The 19,488-nt window shown below is 69.7% G+C and carries 23 protein-coding genes; 15 read left to right on the plus strand and 8 right to left on the minus strand.

Annotation, left to right across the window (positions count from 1 at the left end):
• Positions 1-34 precede the first annotated feature (34 nt).
• The 6 genes from KOD61_RS01810 to KOD61_RS01835 all read left to right on the plus strand — a co-directional run bounded on the left by KOD61_RS01810 (position 35) and on the right by KOD61_RS01835 (position 7,153).
• On the plus strand, positions 35-1,900 hold the full coding sequence (locus tag KOD61_RS01810) for a DUF885 domain-containing protein (protein ID WP_215219382.1): 1,866 nt from the start codon (positions 35-37) through the stop codon (positions 1,898-1,900).
• 212 nt (positions 1,901-2,112) lie between these two features.
• Positions 2,113-4,146: a S9 family peptidase gene (locus tag KOD61_RS01815; RefSeq protein ID WP_407074601.1), complete on the plus strand. Its 2,034-nt coding sequence runs from the start codon at positions 2,113-2,115 to the stop codon at positions 4,144-4,146.
• Positions 4,147-4,354: 208 nt separating this feature from the next.
• Positions 4,355-5,272: a DUF808 domain-containing protein gene (locus tag KOD61_RS01820; RefSeq protein ID WP_215219384.1), complete on the plus strand. Its 918-nt coding sequence runs from the start codon at positions 4,355-4,357 to the stop codon at positions 5,270-5,272.
• A gap of 125 nt (positions 5,273-5,397) precedes the next feature.
• Positions 5,398-6,243 (plus strand): DUF2167 domain-containing protein, encoded by an 846-nt coding sequence (locus KOD61_RS01825; RefSeq protein WP_215219385.1) that lies wholly within the window; start codon positions 5,398-5,400, stop codon positions 6,241-6,243.
• On the plus strand, positions 6,240-6,956 hold the full coding sequence (locus KOD61_RS01830; RefSeq protein WP_215219386.1) for a hypothetical protein: 717 nt from the start codon (positions 6,240-6,242) through the stop codon (positions 6,954-6,956). Before KOD61_RS01825 ends, KOD61_RS01830 begins: the two co-directional genes overlap by 4 nt.
• A complete protein-coding gene (locus KOD61_RS01835) occupies positions 6,953-7,153 on the plus strand; it encodes a hypothetical protein (RefSeq protein ID WP_215219387.1) in 201 nt (66 codons plus the stop codon). The genes KOD61_RS01830 and KOD61_RS01835 overlap by 4 nt, the downstream gene beginning before the upstream one ends.
• A gap of 1 nt (position 7,154) precedes the next feature.
• Here KOD61_RS01835 and KOD61_RS01840 read toward each other — a convergent pair whose 3' ends face one another.
• The gene (locus KOD61_RS01840) at positions 7,155-7,622 is read right to left on the minus strand and encodes a DUF1203 domain-containing protein (RefSeq protein ID WP_215219388.1); all 468 of its coding nucleotides are present in this window, start codon (positions 7,620-7,622) and stop codon (positions 7,155-7,157) included.
• Positions 7,623-7,775: 153 nt separating this feature from the next.
• On the opposite strand from KOD61_RS01840, the gene msrB reads away from it, so the two are divergent.
• On the plus strand, positions 7,776-8,228 hold the full coding sequence (gene msrB, locus KOD61_RS01845; RefSeq protein WP_215219389.1) for a peptide-methionine (R)-S-oxide reductase MsrB: 453 nt from the start codon (positions 7,776-7,778) through the stop codon (positions 8,226-8,228).
• Complete coding sequence (gene msrA / locus KOD61_RS01850; protein ID WP_215219390.1) at positions 8,225-8,731, plus strand: peptide-methionine (S)-S-oxide reductase MsrA; 507 nt, start codon at positions 8,225-8,227, stop codon at positions 8,729-8,731. Before msrB ends, msrA begins: the two co-directional genes overlap by 4 nt.
• 17 nt (positions 8,732-8,748) lie before the next feature.
• On the opposite strand, the gene KOD61_RS01855 is transcribed toward msrA, so the two are convergent.
• Together KOD61_RS01855 and KOD61_RS01860 are read right to left on the minus strand one after the other, a co-directional pair.
• On the minus strand, positions 8,749-9,156 hold the full coding sequence (locus KOD61_RS01855) for an energy transducer TonB (protein WP_215219391.1): 408 nt from the start codon (positions 9,154-9,156) through the stop codon (positions 8,749-8,751).
• Between the two features lie 68 nt (positions 9,157-9,224).
• Complete coding sequence (locus KOD61_RS01860) at positions 9,225-9,791, minus strand: cysteine hydrolase family protein (RefSeq protein WP_215219392.1); 567 nt, start codon at positions 9,789-9,791, stop codon at positions 9,225-9,227.
• Positions 9,792-9,890: 99 nt separating this feature from the next.
• Here KOD61_RS01860 and KOD61_RS01865 point away from each other — a divergent pair, with 99 nt between their 5' ends.
• Positions 9,891-10,328: an Lrp/AsnC family transcriptional regulator gene (locus tag KOD61_RS01865; protein WP_215219393.1), complete on the plus strand. Its 438-nt coding sequence runs from the start codon at positions 9,891-9,893 to the stop codon at positions 10,326-10,328.
• Positions 10,329-10,340: 12 nt separating this feature from the next.
• Here KOD61_RS01865 and KOD61_RS01870 read toward each other — a convergent pair whose 3' ends face one another.
• Genes KOD61_RS01870 through KOD61_RS01885 form a run of 4 tightly spaced genes read right to left on the minus strand, consistent with a single transcriptional unit; the run spans position 10,341 to position 13,519 of the window.
• Positions 10,341-11,042, minus strand: a complete 702-nt coding sequence (locus KOD61_RS01870) for an ion channel (protein ID WP_215219394.1) — start codon at positions 11,040-11,042, stop codon at positions 10,341-10,343.
• A 48-nt stretch (positions 11,043-11,090) separates the two neighbouring features.
• Positions 11,091-11,459 carry a hypothetical protein gene (locus KOD61_RS01875; RefSeq protein WP_215219395.1) on the minus strand — a complete coding sequence of 123 codons (369 nt, stop codon included), beginning with the start codon at positions 11,457-11,459 and terminating at the stop codon, positions 11,091-11,093.
• A 22-nt stretch (positions 11,460-11,481) separates the two neighbouring features.
• The gene (locus tag KOD61_RS01880) at positions 11,482-12,270 is read right to left on the minus strand and encodes a LytR/AlgR family response regulator transcription factor (protein ID WP_215219396.1); all 789 of its coding nucleotides are present in this window, start codon (positions 12,268-12,270) and stop codon (positions 11,482-11,484) included.
• Entirely contained in the window at positions 12,263-13,519 is a 1,257-nt protein-coding gene (locus KOD61_RS01885) for a sensor histidine kinase (RefSeq protein ID WP_251370621.1), read from the minus strand. The genes KOD61_RS01880 and KOD61_RS01885 overlap by 8 nt, the downstream gene beginning before the upstream one ends.
• Positions 13,520-13,695: 176 nt before the next feature.
• On the opposite strand from KOD61_RS01885, the gene KOD61_RS01890 reads away from it, so the two are divergent.
• Positions 13,696-14,823: a DUF5671 domain-containing protein gene (locus tag KOD61_RS01890; protein ID WP_215219397.1), complete on the plus strand. Its 1,128-nt coding sequence runs from the start codon at positions 13,696-13,698 to the stop codon at positions 14,821-14,823.
• A 140-nt stretch (positions 14,824-14,963) separates the two neighbouring features.
• Positions 14,964-15,494, plus strand: coding sequence for a DUF3592 domain-containing protein (locus KOD61_RS01895; protein WP_215219398.1), 531 nt, complete (start codon positions 14,964-14,966; stop codon positions 15,492-15,494).
• A gap of 54 nt (positions 15,495-15,548) precedes the next feature.
• Here KOD61_RS01895 and KOD61_RS01900 read toward each other — a convergent pair whose 3' ends face one another.
• On the minus strand, positions 15,549-16,364 hold the full coding sequence (locus tag KOD61_RS01900) for an alpha/beta hydrolase (RefSeq protein WP_215219399.1): 816 nt from the start codon (positions 16,362-16,364) through the stop codon (positions 15,549-15,551).
• Between the two features lie 144 nt (positions 16,365-16,508).
• Between KOD61_RS01900 and KOD61_RS01905 the strand changes: the two genes are divergently transcribed.
• The 4 genes from KOD61_RS01905 to KOD61_RS01920 all read left to right on the plus strand — a co-directional run bounded on the left by KOD61_RS01905 (position 16,509) and on the right by KOD61_RS01920 (position 19,481).
• Positions 16,509-17,180, plus strand: a complete 672-nt coding sequence (locus KOD61_RS01905; protein ID WP_215219400.1) for an SDR family oxidoreductase — start codon at positions 16,509-16,511, stop codon at positions 17,178-17,180.
• 24 nt (positions 17,181-17,204) lie between these two features.
• Positions 17,205-17,831 (plus strand): DUF6630 family protein, encoded by a 627-nt coding sequence (locus KOD61_RS01910; RefSeq protein ID WP_251370622.1) that lies wholly within the window; start codon positions 17,205-17,207, stop codon positions 17,829-17,831.
• Positions 17,832-17,931: 100 nt separating this feature from the next.
• On the plus strand, positions 17,932-18,201 hold the full coding sequence (locus KOD61_RS01915; protein WP_215219401.1) for a hypothetical protein: 270 nt from the start codon (positions 17,932-17,934) through the stop codon (positions 18,199-18,201).
• A 101-nt stretch (positions 18,202-18,302) separates the two neighbouring features.
• The gene (locus KOD61_RS01920; protein WP_215219402.1) at positions 18,303-19,481 is read left to right on the plus strand and encodes an HD-GYP domain-containing protein; all 1,179 of its coding nucleotides are present in this window, start codon (positions 18,303-18,305) and stop codon (positions 19,479-19,481) included.
• The last annotated feature ends 7 nt before the right edge of the window (positions 19,482-19,488 follow it).

Raw genomic sequence — 19,488 nt, forward strand, 5'->3', positions numbered from 1 at the left:
GGGGGCCTGGCTCCCGTCCGACCACGGAGTGCCCATGCGCCGCGTTCTTGTCGTTTCCGCCCTGTCCCTGGCCCTGCTGGCCGCGTGCGCCAGCACCCCGCCGTCCTCACTCGAGACTGCGCCGGCCACCACCACCGCGCAGGCTGCCGCCACGTCCGAGGACGCGCGCATCAATGCGTGGTTCGAGCGCAAGTACGAGGAGCAACTGCAGTTCAGCCCGATCCAGATGACCTTCCTCGGCCGCAAGGACCGCTATTCCGAGATCGACGACATGTCGCGCGAGGCCGGCAAGAAGCAGCTGGCCTGGATGGTGGCGGCGCTGGACGAGATGAAGTCGACCTTCGACTACGACGCGCTGGGCGACACCGCCAAGCTGTCGTGGGACCTGTTCGAGTACCAGGTGCAGAACGCGAAGGCCGCCGACCAGTTCACCGCGCACGGCTACCCGTTCGAGCAGATGGGCGGCATGCAGTCGCAGATGCCGACCTTCATGATCGGCTTCCACAAGGTTGACGACGAGTCGGACTACACCGCCTACATCGCGCGCCTGCGCCAGGTGCCGCGTGCGTTCGGCCAGCTGATGGACCACGTGCGCGATTCGGCCGAGCAGGGCATCCGCCCGCCGCGCTTCGCCCATGAAGGCGTGATCGAGCAGGGCACCAAGGTGATCACCGGCGCGCCGTTCACCGACGGCGCCGACAGCGCGCTGTGGGCCGACGCGCAGGCCAAGGCCGATGCGCTGGTCAAGGCCGGCAAGATCGACGCCGCCCGCGCCACCGAGCTGAAGGCAGAGGCCCGCGCCGCGCTGGTGGAGGCGGTCAAGCCGGCCTACGACGAGGTGCTGGCATGGTTCAAGGCCGACCTGCCGAATACGCTGGTCAATCCGTCCGGCGTGGGCACGACCCACCCCAACGGCAAGGCGTACTACGCCCAGCGGCTGGCCGCATCGACCACCACCAACCTCACCCCCGACCAGGTCCACCAGATCGGCCTGGACGAGGTGACCCGCATCCGCGGCGAGATGGAGGCGCTGAAGGACCGCGTCGGCTTCAAGGGTGATCTCAAGGCGTTCTTCCAGTTCATCCGCACCGACCCGCAGTTCAAGTACCCCGACACCGACGCCGGCCGCCAGGCCTACATCGACGACGCCACCGCGGCGATCGATACGATCAAGAAGCAGCTGCCGAACTACTTCGGCCTGCTGCCCAAGGCCGACCTGGTGGTCAAGCGGGTCGAGCCGTTCCGCGAGGTGGCCGGCGCCGCGCAGCACTACTACCCGAGCACGCCGGACGGCTCGCGCCCGGGCATCTACTACGCCCACCTGTCCGACATGAACGCGATGCCCAAGACCGAGCTGGAGGTCATCGCCTACCACGAGGGCCTGCCGGGCCACCACATGCAGATCGCCATCGCGCAGGAGCTGGAAGGCGTGCCGGAGTTCCGCAAGCAGGCCGGCTTCAGCGCCTACTCGGAAGGTTGGGGCCTGTACTCGGAGTGGCTGGCACGCGAGATGCCGGGCACCTACACCGACCCGTACTCCGAGTACGGCCGGCTGACCTCGGAGATGTGGCGCGCGATCCGGCTGGTGGTCGACACCGGCCTGCACGCCAAGGGCTGGACGCAGAAGCAGGCGGTCGACTACTTCGCCGCCAACAGCTCGATCCCGCTGGAAGCGGTCGAGGCCGAGGTGCGCCGCTACATCACCTGGCCGGGCCAGGCGACCAGCTACAAGATCGGCATGATCAAGATCCAGGAGCTGCGCGCGCGCGCCGAGAAGGAGCTGGGTGACGACTTCGACATCCGTGAGTTCCACGACGCCGTGCTCGGCGGCGGCGCCCTGCCGCTGACCCTGCTGGAGCGCAAGATCGACCAGTGGATCGCGGACGAAAAGAAGGCCTGATCCGCCTTCAGCAGAACCAGGAGGCCCGGGTGGAAGCCCGGGCCTTTTGCATGCCACGCGCCGCCGGGTGCCACCGGAGCCCCAACCTCTGGGGGATGAACCGGGGTCGGGATAGGTATCTACTGCCTGACAGGTCCCATCCCGGGACCGCCGCACCCATGGAGCCGCACATGCAAAAGCAATTGCCCCGGATCGCCGGACTTGTCCTGGCGATGTCGATCTCCACCGCGCTTGCCCAGACCGCGCCGACGGCGCCGAGTGCTGCCGAGCGCGTCGCCGATGTCGAGCTGATCTCGCGCGATGCCCTGTTCGGCAACCCCGAGCGCGCGCTGGTGATGATCAGCCCGGACGGGAAGACCCTGAGCTGGATCGCGCCGGTCGACGGCGTCATGAACGTCTGGGTCGCCCCGGCCGACAATCCGGCGCAGGCGCGTGCGGTCACCGACGACGATGCCCGCGGCATCCGCCGCTATTTCTGGTCCTACCAGCCCGACACGCTGCTGTACCTGCGCGACACCGGCGGTGACGAGGACTTCCACCTCTACAGCGTCAACATCGCCACCGGCGAGGAGACCGACCTCACGCCGTTCCCGAAGACCACCGCGCAGGTGGTGGCGGCCAGCCACTCGCAGCCCGGCACGATCCTGGTCGGCATGAACGACCGCGACCCGGCCTGGCACGACCTGTACAAGGTCGACCTGGCCACCGGCGAGCGCACCCTGCTGGAGAAGAACGACGACAGGATCGGCAACTACCTCGTCGACGACAGCTACACCCTGCGCTACGCGACCCGCGCACGGCCCGACGGCGGCAGCGACATCCTGCAGCCCGACGGCCAGGGCGGCTGGAAGGTGCAGTCCGACATTCCGTTCGAGGACTCGCTCACCACCGCGCCGGCCGGCCTGACCACCGACGGCGACACCCTCTACATGCTCGACTCGCGCGGCCGCGACACCGCCGCGCTGTACGCGGTCGACGTCGCCAGCGGCGAGCGCACGCTGGTGCGCGAGGATGCGCGCGCCGACGTCGGCCAGTCGCTGACCCACCCGCGCACCGGCGAGGTGCAGGCGGTGTCGGTCAACTACCTGCGCGAGGAGTGGCAGGCGGTCGACCCGGCCATCAAGGCCGACCTGGAGAAGCTGCAGGCGATCGGGCCGGGCGAGATCGGCGTCAACAGCCGCACCCACGACGACAACACCTGGATCGTGACCTACGCGGCGGCCGAGGACCCGGTGTCGTACTACCGCTACGACCGCGGCGCCGGCGGCACGCTGACCAAGCTGTTCTCCGCGCGCCCCGAGCTGGAAGGCAAGCCGCTGGTGCCGATGTGGCCGCAGGAGATCCGCTCGCGCGACGGCAAGACGCTGGTCAGCTACCTGTCGCTGCCCAGCAGCGCCGACGCCGACAGCGACGGCAAGGCCGATGCGCCGGTGCCGATGGTGCTGTTCGTCCACGGTGGCCCGTGGGCGCGCGACAGCTACGGCTACAGCAGCTACGACCAGTGGCTGGCCAACCGCGGCTACGCCACGCTGTCGGTCAACTTCCGCGGCTCCACCGGCTTCGGCAAGGACTTCACCAACGCCGGCAACGGCGAGTGGGCCGGCAAGATGCACGACGACCTGATCGACGCGGTGCAATGGGCGGTCGATGCCGGCGTCACCACCGCCGACCAGGTCGCGATCATGGGCGGCAGCTACGGTGGCTACGCGACGCTGGCCGGGCTGACCTTCACCCCCGACGCGTTCGCTTGCGGCGTCGACATCGTCGGCCCCTCCAACCTCAACACCCTGTTGGGCACGGTACCGCCGTACTGGGCAAGCTTCTACGAGCAGCTGACCAAGCGCATGGGCGACCCGCGCACCGAGGAAGGCAAGGCGTGGCTCACCGAGCGTTCGCCGCTGACCCGGGCCGACCGGATCAGCAAGCCGCTGCTGATCGGCCAGGGCGCCAACGATCCGCGGGTCAAGCAGGACGAGTCCGACCAGATCGTCAAGGCGATGACCGCCAACGACATCCCGGTGACGTACGTGCTGTTCCCCGACGAAGGCCACGGTTTCGCGCGGCCGGAGAACAGCAAGGCGTTCAATGCGGTGGCCGAAGGCTTCCTGGCGCAGTGCCTCGGCGGCCGTGCACAGCCGATCGGCAGCGACTTCGAAGGTTCCAGCATCAGCGTGCCGACCGGCGCCGATGGCGTGCCGGGCCTGGCCGAAGCGCTGGACGCGCATGAGCAGGTGATCCGCAAGTAGGCCGACGCCGGATCGCCAACGGATCGCGGTCGCAGGCAAGGCCTGACCGTCGAGGTTCGACCGCTTTGCCGGACAAGGCCCGGGTGACGCCCGGGCTTTGTCGTTGCCGGCTACAGCACAGTCTTGCCCGCGGGGCTGATCCGGCCATCGCGCCGGGATGACACCCGCGCCGGGCACAATGCCCGCCCCGTCGCACCACGGAGTCCGCATGGCCGGCGCCACCCTGTTCACGCTTCTCGACGACATCGCCACCCTCCTCGACGACGTCGCCATCCTGACCAAGCTCGCCGCCAAGAAGACCGCGGGTGTCCTCGGCGACGACCTGGCGCTCAATGCCCAGCAGGTGACCGGGGTGAAGGCCTCGCGTGAGTTGCCGGTGGTGTGGGCGGTGGCCAAGGGCTCGTTCAAGAACAAGGCGATCCTGGTGCCGGCGGCACTGGCGATCAGCGCCTGGCTGCCGGTGCTGATCACCCCGTTGATGATGATCGGCGGCACCTACCTGGTGTACGAGGGGATGGAAAAGCTGGCGCACCGCTTCCTGCACTCCAGGGAAGAGGACGCCCAGAAGCACGGCGAGCTGGTCAAGGCGGTCGCCGATGAGAAGGTCGACCTGGTCGCGTACGAGAAGGACAAGATCAAGGGCGCCATCCGCACCGATTTCATCCTCTCGGCGGAGATCATCGTGCTGTCGCTGGGGGTGGTGGAAGGCCGTCCCTTCCTGCAGCAGGCGCTGGTGCTGGTGGCCATCGCGCTGGCGATTACCGTCGGCGTGTACGGACTGGTCGCCGGCATCGTCAAGATGGACGATGCCGGCGTGCATTTGACCGAGAAGGGCGGCGCGCGCGCAGTGATTGGCCGGGCACTGGTGTACAGCGCGCCCTGGTTGATGAAGTTCCTGTCCATCGCCGGCACCGCCGCGATGTTCCTGGTGGGCGGCGGCATCCTGGTCCACTCGATCCCGGCGCTGGCCCACTGGCTGGAAGCGTTGGTGCCCGAAGGGCTGGCCGGCACCCTGCTTGCCTCGCTGGGCAATGCGGTGGTCGGCATGGCGGTGGGAGCGCTGGTGGTCGCCATCGTCGCCGTGGTGCGCCGGATGCGCGGCGGCTCCACGCAGCCCGCGCACTGACGATCGGCCTGCCGTGGGGGCGGCAAGGTGACAAGTGCCGGTGCGAGCGGCGATGATCCGGTGCGGCCGGGCGCCATGGGGATGGCGCGCCGCACATCGACGGACTGACTGACAGGGGAAGGGGAATGAAGAAGTTTCTTGCGGCCGCAGGGCTGCTGGCAGTGCTGTGGACGGGCGGTACGGTGCAGGCGCAGGAAGGGGGCGCGCCGGCGGTCGAGTTCGACTGGCAGCGCGGGCCCTCGACCGGTGCCATCGGCAAGCGCGCGGCGATCCAGATCCCGGAGGGCTATGTCTTCCTCGATGCCGACGAGACGCGTCGCTACGTCGAGTGGACCGAGAACATCCCGTCCGGCGAGGAGTACCTGTTCGGGCCGACCACGGACGAGTGGGAGGCGTACTTTTCGTTCTACGACGAAGGCTACGTCAAGGACACCGAAGCACTCGATGCCGATGCGCTGCTCGCCACGCTGCGCGAAGGCCAGGAAGCCTCCAACGAGGAGCGCCGCAGCCGCGGCTGGCCGGAGCTGCATATCGACGGCTGGCAGGTGCCGCCGCGTTACAACGCCGAGACACGCGCGCTGGAATGGGCGACGCGGCTGACCGAGCCGGCGTCGGGCAACGTCACCATCAACTACAACACGCGCGTGCTGGGGCGGAAGGGCACGATGAGCGTGCAGGTGGTCGCACGGCCGGACAACTTCGAGACCGGCCTGGCCGAGTTCAAGTCGAGCATGGACGGCTTTGCCTACAACGCCGGCGAGCGCTACGCCGACTACGTTCCCGGCGACCGCGTTGCCGAGTACGGACTGGCCGCGCTGATCACCGGCGGCGCGGTCGCGGTGGCGGGCAAGAAGGGCTTCTTCGGCGCGATCGCGGCGTTCCTGGCGGCCAGCTGGAAACTCCTGCTGGCCGGTCTGGTTGGGCTGGGCGTCTGGCTCAAGTCGTTGTTCAAGAAGAAAGACCAACGGTGATCCCGGCCGGCGAGCTGCTGCTGGTGGCGGGCGCGTTCGCGCTGTACGCGTTCGACGCCGGCCGGCTGCTGTATGCCGACGAGTTCATGCTGGAAGGCCGGGGCAACCGGTGGCGCGCACGCGATGGCGCCGCCGTGCTGGTTTCCGGCCGCCGCCCGCTGCTGCCCGACCTGCTGCGACCGTGGCGGGCGCTGCTGCCGGTTTCGGTCGAGCGGCTCGCTTGTGAGCGCGTGCCGCCCGGCAACGACACCCGGCATTTCCTCGCCGCGCTGCGCCCGTTCGGGCGGCGCGCGACGGTGCTGCTGATGCTGTTCTTCCCCGGGTTGCCGCTGGTGCTCCGCACCTTTGGCACCGGTGCCGAGCTGCTGGCATGGATGGTGGCGGTGTATGCGGTGATCGGTTCGATCGCGTGGCGGTTGTGGCGGTACCGGCACGTGCTGGAACTGCCGACGGCGGCGGTCACGTCGCTCGCGCTGGAGTGCGCGCTGTGTGCGCCGTTCGCGATCAATATCGTCCGCAAGCTGAGCGGGCGGATCGAGCGGGTCCGCTTGCACGATGCCCGGCGGGTGTTCGGCGAGGAAGGCCACCGCCGTCTGCGCCGGGCCGCGGCGCACCGCATCGACGACATGCTGTCCTACCTGCCGCCGGACGGCGCGACGGTCGGCCGCCTCGGCGAACAGCGGGCGCGCCTGCAGTTGGAGGCGGCCCCATGACCGGGACCGAGATCGTCGTGGTCATCGGCGGACTGGTGGTCGGCTACTGGATCGTTGCGGTCGTCCTGCCAATGCTCGGGCGCACCGATGACGAAGCTGGCAACCAGGATGCCGGCGCGTCGGAGGAAGCTGCCGACGCGCCCGGCCTCGACGCGGATACCGAAGGCGACGAGCCGACGGTCCGCCGGGAAATGTGAGTCAGGCGCGGGCGATGTGCCCGGCGTAGCAGCCCCGCGTGGCGTAGTGCGCCTGCAGGTACTCGACACGCGCGTCGGCCAGCAGGCGCCGGATCGCGGCTTCGCTCTCGCGGCCATCAACCAGTTCGGCATCGACCATCAGGTGCGCGCGGTCGAAGGCACGCAGCGAAAGCATGCGGCTGCGCATCACCTCGGGTACGACACCGACCCGGTCGTAGGCCTGCGTCGCGCCCTCGCGCACGAAGATCGCGTGGCTGGCGCGGTACGGCGTGTCGGCCGGCTGGTGCACGTGGTTGACCAGCAGCAGCGTCTCGCCCGGCTCGGCGTCGCGCATCCCGATGCGGTCCGGCAGGCGCGAGTCGGGTCCGGCGACCCAGCGTTGCGCGCCATGCCGGATCAACGCTGCGTCGGACAGGCCGAACAGCGGCTCGAAGGGTTCAGGGGAGAGACCGGTAATGCGGTAGTCCATGTGCGTCGGTTCGCGTGGGTTGGGGTGCGACCACGGTATGCGCGGCGGGCCTGTGGTTCTCGCCGTTTCCGGACATGGCATCCGGCGGGTGACATTGAGTTCCGGCGGCGGGTCCCCATCCATCCAGGACCCCCGTCGTTGCAGGATCACGCCATGCCCGACTACCGCAAGGACCCCGACGCCATCGCCCGGCTGACGCCGGAGCAATTCCGCGTCACCCAGCAGAGTGGCACCGAACACCCCGGCACCGGCGAGTACCTCGCCAACAAGAAGCCCGGCATTTATGTCGACATCGTTTCGGGCGAGCCGCTGTTCGCCTCCAGCGACAAGTTCGAATCCGGCTGCGGCTGGCCGAGCTTCACCCGGCCGATCGAGCCGGCGCACGTCAACGAGATCCGCGACACCTCGCACGGGATGATCCGCACCGAGGTGCGCTCGACCCATGGCGACAGCCACCTCGGCCACGTGTTCCCGGACGGCCCGATGGATCGCGGCGGCTTGCGCTACTGCATCAATTCCGCGTCCCTGCGGTTCGTCCCGCGCGAAGAGATGGAAGCGCAGGGCTACGGCGCCTACCTCGACCAGGTGCAGGAGGGCGAGGGATGAACACCGAGCGCGCCGTGCTGGCCGGGGGATGCTTCTGGGGCATGCAGGACCTGATCCGCAAGCAGGAAGGCGTGGTGTCCACGCGCGTGGGGTACAGCGGCGGCGACGTGCCCAATGCGACCTACCGCAACCATGGCACCCACGCCGAAGCGATCGAGATCGTGTTCGACCCGCAGCGGACGAGTTTCCGCCGGTTGCTGGAGTTCTTCTTCCAGATCCACGACCCGACCACGCCGGACCGGCAAGGCAACGACCGCGGCATGTCCTACCGCTCGGCGATCTACTACACCTCGCCGGAGCAGCAGCGCATCGCCGAGGACACCATCGCCGACGTCGAGGCGTCCGGCCTGTGGCCGGGCAAGGTGGTTACCGAGCTCGCACCGGCCGGCGACTTCTGGGAGGCCGAACCCGAGCACCAGGACTACCTCGAGCGTTACCCCGAGGGGTACACCTGCCACTTCATCCGGCCCGACTGGGTACTGCCCGCGCACAAGCGCGATTGAGCGTTTCGGCTGTTGCGTCAGGGTGTCGGCGGCGGCCCAGGCAGCAGGGTCAGCGTCTGGGTTGGCTTCACCGGCACCCGCCCCGGGTTGTCCGGCGCGGGCTGGTAGGAGAACGCACTGATCGCGTCCACCGCCCAGCCGGCGTAGGCGTTCGCTGGTTCAGCGGAGACCACGCGCGCGTCGTGCACCCGGCCGTTGGAATCGATCAGGTAGGTGACCGTGACCTTGTCCGCGTGCGGCCGCACTTCGCCCGACCGCAGCCGGGACTGGCCCATGGGGCGCATGATCGTGTCGTGGACCGGGGTCCAGTACTCCGTCACCTGCTCTCCGGTGATTTCGACCGGGGGTGCTTGCAGGACCGGTGCACTTGCGCAGCCGGCCAATGCCAGCACGGCCGCGGCGATGGCGGTACGGGTCAGACGCATGCGATGTCTCGCGAATGGCGGACCGGCAAGCCTACAAGATGCGTCGACAGCGGTGGCGTGCGCCCCTCTCAATCGGTTGCGGTGATCGACGCGATGACATCGTCGGTGGTGACGACGATGCCGAATTCGGCATGCAGCGTGGCCAGGTGCGCACGATGGAGGTCGGCCGCCGGAACGGTACTGCCATCCGGGCCGGCCAGGTCGAAGCACGCGGTCGCATCACCGACGATGACGGTGCGGTAGCCGAGGTTCGCGGCCACGCGCGCGCTGGTCGAAACGCACATGTCGGTGGTCATGCCGAACAACACGACCTGCTGCACGCCCAGGCGACGCAGCCGCAGGTCCAGGTCGGTGCCGATGAAGGCGGCATTGACCGACTTGCTCACCAGTGGCTCGTCGTCGCGTGGTTCGAAGCCCGGGCGCAACCGGTTGCCGGGCTGGCCTGGCTGGAACGGCGAGCCCGGCTGCACCGAGTCATGGCGCACGTGGATCAGCGGCCGGCCGGTGTCGCGCCACGCCGATAGCAGCCGCAGGCCGTTGGCTTCCATCGCCGGGTTGCTGCTGGCCTCCATGTCGAACGCCTGTTGCACGTCGATCGGAATCAATGCGGTGGGTACGTCCAGGACAAGGGTCATCGGGATCAGTCGCGTTCTGGTTGGTCCGCCACGATGCGCGGCTACGCGCGCCGGTCTCAACCCGGCAGAATGCCGGTGACGCCACCGCTCTGCCGGCCCATGAAGACCCTCGACGCCACCGACCGCAAGCTCATCGCATTGCTGCAGGACAACGCGCGGTTGTCGACGGTCGCGCTCGCGAAGGCGGTCGGGCTGTCGCGCAGCGCGGTGCAGGAGCGCGTGCACCGGCTCGAATCGGCCGGTGTCATCGCGCAGTACACCGTGCGCCTGGGCAGCGGCGGCGACCCGCTTCAGGCCTGGTTGCTGCTGCGTTACGCCGACGGCTTCAGCTGCGACGACGTGATGCCGCTGCTGGTCGAGCTGCCGGCGGTGCGGACCTGCCACAGCGTCGCCGGGGAGATCGACATGCTGGTGCTGGTGCAGGCCGACACGCCATCGATGCTGGCCGACCTGCGCGAGCGCATCGCGGCGTTCAAGGGCATCGATGACGTCACGACGATGCCCGTGCTGCGTGTGACCCTGGATCGCGGCGGGTAAGGCGGCGCCGCGCTAGCGGTCGCGACGGCGCTGCTCGCGGATCAGGGTCAGGCCGATCACCCGGCCGACCACCGCCGCGATGTAGCCCACGCCGGCGAACTGTTCGAGCATCACCAACGCCCGGGCCTGTGCGCCGATCGGCAGGATGTCGCCGTTACCGGTCCCCGACAGCGTGGCGAAGCTCAGGAACAGCAGTTCGATCCAGCGGCGCGGCCGCTCGGGTTCGACCATGCCGGTGAAGCTGCCGGGGTAGAGCGCCTCGCACACGAGGAACGCGTAGGCGAAGCCCCACGCGAGCAGGGTGAACGTTGCCGCCGCGGCAAACAGCTCGTCGACGCTGACGCGGTGGTCGTCGAGCATGTAACGGATCAGCGCGGCGGCCGCGTAGAAGTACAGCGCCGACTCCAGCGCCGCCGAGCCGGCCACCAGGCCCGGGCGGTCGAGCGCGATCGCCGTCAGCGACAGCACGATCGCGGGGATCGCCAGCGCCCAGGCGACCCAGTTCACCGAGCGGCTGCTGCGCACCACCCAGACCGTGAGCGGCACCACCACCAGCGCAACCGCGCCGAACACCACCCGGCCGTCGCGCGTGGCATCCATGGCCGGGTACAGCAGCAGGCTGAGCAACTGCGCCGCCAGCAGCATCGCAGACGGGTGCGACGCGGCCAGGAGGAACAGGCGCCGGGGCGAGCGGATCAGCGGATGCAGTGGCATCGCGCAAGGATGCCGCATCCGGCGGCCACCCGCGCGGTAGGGTCGCGGTCAGCGTTGTGCGAGGGCGCGTGGCGGCTTGCAGGTCCGCTGTGGCGCCGGGTCGTCGGGCCCGACGCACAGGCGCACGTGGGCCAACCCCGTCACCTGCCGGCTGTCGCCACTGTCGAGCGCGAAACGCCGGAGCGGATGCTCGCCGCACTCGGCCGAAGGTTCGCAACCCCGCGGGTAGACGGTGTAATGGCAACGCCCGCTGGCACTGCGCACGCACTCGAAATGGCCCACGCCGGCCTGCACCACCGCACGGCTGTGGAGGATCTCGGCGCCCCCTTCGCGCAATTGGTGGACGAACGTGCCCGCGCCCAGGTCGACACCGGCCAGGGACAGCACGAAAGCGCACAACGCAAGCAACGTGTTCATGGATCACCTCGGGAAAGCGGATTCACATGTGCCGGAACAGCGCCATGAACGGCGCACTGACGGCGAGGGTCTCGGGGCGCGACTTGAGCCGCACGGTGCCGCGGCCGCTGTCGTCGCGGACCACGCCGGCGACCGCGCGCAGGTTGACGATGGTCGAACGGTGGATCTGCTTGAACGTGGTCGGGTCCAGCGCGGCCAGCAGGTCCTTGATCGGCGTGCGCAGCAGCGCCTCGCCGTCGGCGGTCACGACGGTGGTGTACTTGTTGTCGGCGCGGAAGTACGCGACCTCGTCGACCAGGATCAGGCGGGTCTCGCGGCCGGCGCTCGCGGTCAGCCAGGTCAGCGGCGGCGCCGCGTTGTCGTTGTGCTGGTTGATGCCGGCATGCGCGCCCAGGCGTTCCAGCAGGCCCGCCAGCGCCGCGGCCTCGTTGTTGCCGGTGCGCGACTGCAGGCGCTCGACCGTGGCGGCCAGGCGCTCGGGCTTGATCGGCTTGAGCAGGTAGTCGACCGCGCCGCGCTCGAACGCATCCACCGCGTACTGGTCGTAGGCGGTGACGAACACGATCTGGGTCGCCGGGCTGGCATCGACCGCGGCGGCGGCGACGTCCAGGCCGGTCAGGCCGGGCATGCGGATGTCGAGGAAAGCGACGTCGGGGCGGTGCCCGGCCAGCGCCTCGACCGCGCTGGCGCCGTCCTCGCATTCGGCCAGGACCTGCAGTTGCGGCCACGCGACGGCGAGCTGGTCGAGCAGGGCCCGCCGCAGCAGCGGTTCGTCCTCGGCGACGATGCAGGTGGGCACATGCTCAGACATGGGACGCCTCGCGCTCGTAGCGGGCCGGCACCGAGAGCGTGGCGGCGACACCGGTCGGGAAGTTGGCCACCACCGCCAGCGAGGCGGCGCCCCCGAACGCCAGCCGCAGGCGCTCGCGCACGTTCTTCAGGCCGATCCCGGTGCCGCTGGTCTTGGTGTTGAAGCCGTCGCCGTCGTCGGCCACGGTCACCGCCACGTCGCCGTCGGTGGCGCGGGCGCGGATCCAGATGGTGCCGCCGCCGGTGCGCGGCTCCAGCCCGTGCTTGATCGCGTTCTCCACCAGCGTCTGCAGCATCATCGGCGGCAGCAGGGTGGCGCGCAGCGGCTCAGGCACGTCCACCTGCACGGCCAGCCGCGCACCCATCCGGATCTTGAGGATCTCCAGGTAGGCGATCGCGCGCTCGAGCTCCGCGCCCAGTGTCGACATGGATTCGTCGGCGCTGGGCAGGGAGCGGCGCAGGTACTGGATCAGGTGGCCGAGCATCTGGTCGGCGCGGGCCGGGTCGCTGCGCGTCAGCAACTGGGCGCTGGCCAGCGTGTTGTAGAGGAAGTGCGGCTCGACCTGCGCGTGCAGCAGGCTCAGCCGGGCCACGGTGAGTTCCTTCTCGGTGGCGGTCTGCGCGGCGTCGGCCTTCTCGCCGCGGCGGCGCTCGGCGACCCGGCGGCTGATCGCGCGGGTGATCGCCTCGGCGTTCTCGTAGTTGGTGGCGTCGTCCACCAGGAACCAGTCACTCCACGCCGGACTCTCGGGCTCGCAGATCAGGGTGACGCTGCCGCTGTCGTGGCTCGGGGTGACGGTGGCCAGGATCTGGTTGCGCGGGATGCCGAACCACCACAGCAACGGGTTCCAACGCCCCATCGAATGCTCGCCGTAGGTCTTCGGACGTCCCACCCGGGCGCGCACCTGCAGGCTGTCGCGTGCACTCTCGACGTGTTCGATGCGCGGCAGTTCGCGGATGGCGGCGTCGAGCAGGTCGAACGCCTCGCCGGCCTCGAACGGGATCTCGATCTGGCGGCGCTGCCGGTTGGCCAGGGTCGACTTGTCGATGCGGCCCGTGATCAGCCGGACCCGGCCCAGGTGCGACAGTGCGCCCGCCACCACCAGCGCCATCGTGATCATGCCCGCGAGCACGATCGGCCATTCGATCCAGCCGATGAGCGGCAGGTTGGACCACAGCGCGGCGACCAGGAAGATCGCCAGCATCCAGGCGATGGCAAGGCGCAGGACGAAGAAGGTGCTCTTGATCACGGGAATGGCCGATGGGAGTGATTGCGGCGGAGCATAGCGAGCAGGGACGCGAGGATGGCGGCTGGTGTGACGAACCGTGGGATGCGCCGACGAAACGGAAGGTTGGCGGACGAATCACGCCGCCGCTGCGCGATTTGCTAGCTTCCGCAGACAGACAGTCCATCGAAGGAACCGCCATGGCCGCCGCCACCCAGGAACTCGAATTGTTCGTCCGCGAAGCGCTCGGCCGTGGCGCCAGCCGCGAGGCGGTCGAAGCGGCCCTCGCCTCGGCCGGCTGGGCACCCGAGCAGGTGCGCAGCGTGCTCGCCGGCTACGCGGACATCGACTTCCCGGTGCCGGTGCCACGCCCGCAGCCGTACCTGTCACCGCGCGACGCGTTCCTCTACCTGCTGCTGTTCGCCGCGCTGTACCTGTCGGCCTGGCACCTGGGCAGCCTGCTGTTCGACCTGATCAACCATGCCTTCCCCGACGCGGCCGATGCGGCGTGGATGGTGGACGGGCGGATGCAGTCGATGCGCTGGTCGGTGGCGTCGCTGGTGATCGCGATGCCGGTCTTCCTGTTCGTGGCCCGGCTGCTGGCTCGCGAGGAGCGGGCCAATCCCGCGCGCCGGCTGTCGGCGGTGCGGCGCTGGCTGACTTACCTGACGCTGTTCGTGGCCGCGACGGTGCTGATCTGCGACCTGATCGCGCTGGTCTACAACGTGCTGGGTGGCGAGATCACGGTCCGGTTCCTGCTGAAGGTGCTGGTGGTCGGGGTGCTTGCCGGAACCGTGTTCGGCTTCTACCTGGGTGACCTTCGGCGCGAGGAGCAGGTGCGTACGGGCGAGGCGGAGCAGCCGCAGCCCGCGCCCGCGCGACGGGCCGGCCCGGGCGGTCGCACGCTGGCGCTCGCCGCGGTCGCGGTGGCGGCGGCAACGGTAGCCGTCTCGGTGTACCTGATCGGGTCGCCGACAACCCAACGCGAGGTGCGCATCGACCAGCGCCGCGTGCACGAGCTGCAGCAGATCGGCCAACTGGTCGAGCTGTACGCGCGCGAGCACGGCACCCTGCCGACCGACCTCGCGACCCTGGCCGGGCAACCCGGACAGCGGATGGCGACCGCCGACCCCGCGTCCGGGCAGGCCTACCGGTACGAACCCGTCGGTGAGCGGCAATACCGCCTGTGCGCCACCTTCTCCACCGACACCGCGCAGCCGCAGGCGCCGATTGGCCGCGCCCCGTCGGCGGATTCCGCGGACTGGAACCATCCGGCCGGTCCGCATTGTTTCGAGCGTCGCCTCGATCCGGCGGTGCGCCCGGACTAGCGCCCCGTTCATCTTTGTTGACGCTCGCGCCGGCGGCTGCCTACGCTCGCGTATGGCCGGCGCCGGGGAAAGCGCCGGCCGCGTCCACGCGTGCCGGCCATCCCGGCCCCACGGAGCAGGACGGAACCAGGGGAAGAAAGATGATCAGTTTCAAGATGGCACCCGAGAACCACGCGAAGCTTTCGCGCCTGTCGAAGAAGTTCTTCATGGTCGTGTTCGTGGTCGGCGCGGCGCTGCTCGCCTACAAGGGCGTCGAAAGCTACCGCTATGCAAACTCGATCCTGGCCGACCACACGGTGGTGACGGTGCCGGTCGTGCTCGTCGACGTCAGCGAGGAACGCGGACGCAAGGGTCGCACCAGGAACATGTACAACTTCGGCTACGTTTTCGAGGCCGATGGCCGCGAGTATGAAGGGAGCTTCACCACGTCCGAGTCCAACGCGGACCCCTACCTTGCCGACCTGGCGACGATCGATGTCGCCTACACCAACGCCGACCCGTCGCGGTTCGACCGGCTGGAGCGGCTGCAGGGCCAGGCCGGGTTCGGCAGCCTGATGATGCGGTTGCTGGTCGCGATCTCCGGTGCGGCGCTTCTGGCCGGCCTGATGCACCTGTTGCTGGTCGCCAAGCTCATCGTCCCGCGCCCGGTTGAAGCCGCACCCGCGGCCTGACGCTCGCTCACGCAGTGCCACATGGCGCCGGGCGCAACTGCGACCCGGCGCTTTTCATTCGTGCGTGGCGGCATCGTCGATCGATACCGCGAACGCCAGGGCGGCCGCCATCGCGGGCCCCAGCACCGAATGGTGGGTTTCGTCCTCGAACAGTTCGAATCGGCAATCGACCCCTTGCGACTGCAGCAGAGCGGCGAACGCGCTGGCGTTATCGACCATGTGCTCCTCGCCCAGGAGGGCCGGCTCGTCGTTGCCGGCGACCGACGGCGGCTTCTCCGGTCCGACGCTCTGCTCGCGCGACCCCACCGTGATCAATACCCGCGCCCCCGTCGTGGCATCCGGCCCGCTGCGGGTGGCTTCGTCACGGATGCGCGCCCCGTCCCACCAGATGGAGGGGCTGGCGGCAACGAAGCATTCGAAGCGGTCCGGGCACTCGAGCAGGGTGTGCAGCACGAACAGCCCGCTCAGCGAATGGCCGGCCAGGCACTGGCGGCGGGGATCGGCCGGAAGCTCGCGCAGCATCCGCGGCTGCAGCTCGTCGAGCAGGAACGCGCGGAACACAGCGGCGTCGCCGTCCTCGTCCCACTCGTCACCGCCACCGCGTGGTGGCGGCGGCGTCGTGCGGGCCGGCAGGGTGAAGTCGCGTCGGCGCAGGTTCGGGTCGACGCCGCCGGTGTCATCCCAGCCGACGCCAACGATCACCGCCTGCGCGGCGTCGGACTCGCGCAACGCCTGCTGCATCGGCGCCCAGGTGGTCGGCGCGTCCAGCAACCACACCAGTGGATAACCGTTGCGCGGCGGGTCCCCCTGCGGGACGTGCAACTGGACGAGGTAGTCGCGCTTGCGCTGGCTGGTGATGCGCTCTTGCATGGGCGTGCCGCCGGTGGACTGGCGCGATCGTCCGGCATCGGCCGTGGTGAGGCCGTGGTGAGGCCGGGGTGCGCAGTTGCACCGCCTTGATTGTCGCCCGGTGCGGCGCCAAGAAAGGGGACTGTCCCCCGGAGGAAACCACGCATGAAAACCGTCCTGATCACCGGTGCCAACCGCGGCATCGGACTCGCCCTCGCTCGCCACTACACCGACCGCGGCGACACCGTTGTCGCCGTGTGCCGACAGGCCAGCGATGCGCTGCGGGCAACCGGCGCGCGGGTCGAGGCGGGCGTCGACGTCACCGACGACGCGGCGCTTGCCGACCTTGCGGCGCGCCTGGGCGACATCCGCATCGACGTTCTGGTGCTCAACGCCGGCATCCTTGGCAACGAGGCATTCGGTTCGCTGGATGCCAGTGCGTTCGACAGCATGCGCCGGCAGTTCGAAGTCAACGCGCTGGGGCCGCTGCGCGTCGCGCAGGCCCTGGAAGGCCGCCTCGCCGAAGGCGCGAAGGTCGGGATCGTGACCAGCCGGATGGGTTCGGTGGCCGACAACGGCTCGGGCGGCTACTACGGTTACCGGGCGTCCAAGGCCGCGGTCAATGCGATCGGCAAGTCGCTGGCCAACGACCTGCGGCCACGCGGCATCGCGGTGTTCCTGCTGCACCCGGGCTATGTCGCCACGGACATGGTCGGCGGGACCGGCGATGTCAGTCCTGCGGAGTCGGCGGCGCAGCTGGTCGAGCGGCTCGACGGCCTCGGCCTCGCCGACAGTGGCAGCTTCTGGCACGCCAACGGCACGCCGTTGCCCTGGTAGGGCGAACGGGACCGACGGAGTCGTATGCTCGACATCCCATCGCTGCTGCGGGCAACGCCCGATCGAGGACCTGTGCACCTTCCGGACGAATACGACCCTGACGACAACTTCGCGCATGCACGTGACGCCGGTGCCTGGGGCGAGGACGCGGACGACGCCTCGGCCGAAGGCGAGTCCGACGCCGGGATCGAGGCGCTGGCCTGGCAGTTGCTGCTGCTGGCCAATCCGGGCGACGAGGACGCTGCGCTGCAGCAGTTCCGCGTCTTCCAGGAAGCCTGGGTCGAGGCGGGTGCGGACGAGTCGGACGTGGCCGACCTGCTGCACGATGCCAGTGACTGGCGGTCCGGCTTCGAGATTGCCGAAACCGACGCTGCCGGGATGGTGCAGGCGCTGGATGAACTGGCCGCCCGCTGGAGCCTGCGGATCGACTGGGGCGTGGAGGACCCGACCGACGAGGCGTTCCTTGCCGCGGCCGAGGTGCCCGGGCTGCTGGACACCGCGTTCGACCGCCTGCGCGAGTACGGCTACACCGTCTGGGTCCGCGAGACCGATGGCGGCTACGCCGGCTGGATCACGCTCAGCCGCGACGACGAGGGGATGCGGATGCTGTCGGCCGCCCTCGGCCTGGACCTGCGCCCCGCCGGCGCCTGATCCGCGCGGGCCTCTCGCGAACCGCTAACGCGGGCTGTGCCACGGTGGCCCTGCGTCGGCCGTGGTGCCGGCGCTTCCCCTTCCCCCCGAGGAGAACGCGATGAACAACCCGAATCAAGGTACCGGCGGTGCCGGTGGCGGCGAGGCCAGCGGCAAGCACCAGGGCCTGCGCCAGCCGGCCGAGGACCACCGCACCGAGGACGCGGTCGACAACATCGGCCTGAAGGACAGTTCGGCCACGCTCGAGGACCGCCTGCGCGACAAGCGCGGCAACGGCGTGCGCGGTGGTTATGACGATTCGATCGACGGGCAGGCCGGCGACGGACCGGTCAGCGACGCGGAAGTCGCACGCGCGCCACGTGATACCTGACGCCTTCAGGAACGGCGCCTCCGGCCGATAGCTGGGAAGCGCGGCCTTCCGTCTGGTCGCCTGGAGGCGTTGTGCGGGCCGTCACTGCTGACGAAATCGAGTTGGGCGCACCGTTGGCGTGGTCGGTCTACGACCGCGCCGGCAAGCTGCTGTTCGTCCAGGGCATGGTGCTGGTGTGCCAGGCGCATCTGGACATCATCCTCGAGCGCGGCCTGGTGGTTCCCGAAAGCCGTAGCAGCGGGGGCGTCGTGCTCCCGGCAGCGGTGATCGACGCGTCCGGTGCGCTTGCCGAGGGCGCGGATGCGGCTGAAGAAGCCGACGACACCCCGCGGGTCCCCGAGGTGCCGGTGTTCCGCGCGATGCAACTGCTGCGGCGCGAGCTGCGCCAGTTGCACGACGACCTGCTGGCCTGTGAATCCGACGAGCTCGGCGGCCAGGCCCGCGAACTCGCGCTGCGGCTGCAGGCGCTGGTCGAGCGCGATGCCGACGCGGCGCTTGCGGCGATGCAGCTGGAGGTCGGCGACGATGGTGATGTCGCCCGCGTGCTGCACGCCGCCACCCTGTGCCAGGTGCTGGTCCAAGCGCAGCAGCTGGACCCGGAGGAGGGTGTCTCGCTGGTCGCAGCGGCACTGACCTACGACGTCGCGCTGGGCCCGGTCGCGGCCGTCCTCAATCGCCAGACCGGTGCGCTGACCGAAGACCAGCGGCTCATGATCGACACCCATCCGCTGGCCGGGGTCGAGCTGCTGCAAGCCGCCGGCGTGGACGACGAGGTCTGGCTCGAGGCGGTGCTGCAGCACCATGAGCGGCTCGACGGCAGCGGCTATCCGTCCGGCCTGGACGGCGACGCGATCAGCCCGGGCGCGCGCATGCTGGCAATCGTCGACATCTACTCGGCGATGGTCCGTCCGCGCGCCTACCGCGAAGCCATCCACGCCCGGCACGCGCTGCGCAGCCTTTTCCTGGAGCGTGGCAAGGCGGTCGACGGGCCGCTCGCCAGCCTGCTGGTGCGCGAGATCGGCGTGTTCCCGCCGGGTACGCCGGTGCGGCTCGCCAACCGCGAAGTCGGGGTGGTGCTGCGTCGCGGCAGTGACGCAGCGCGGCCGGTGGTGGCGCGGCTGATCAACGCCAACGGCACGCTCGCCGCGATCGCCGCGCACCGCGACACCGCGCAGCCGGAATATGCGATCACCGAGACGGTGCCGCCGTACAAGTACCAGGCGCTGGTCGCCAGCGCGAGCGAGTTGTGGAGCAGCGACCGAGCGATGCCGCGGCGCTAGCGTCGCA

This window comes from Lysobacter luteus (genome assembly GCF_907164845.1).
GTDB classification, from domain to species: Bacteria; Pseudomonadota; Gammaproteobacteria; order Xanthomonadales; family Xanthomonadaceae; genus Novilysobacter; species Novilysobacter luteus.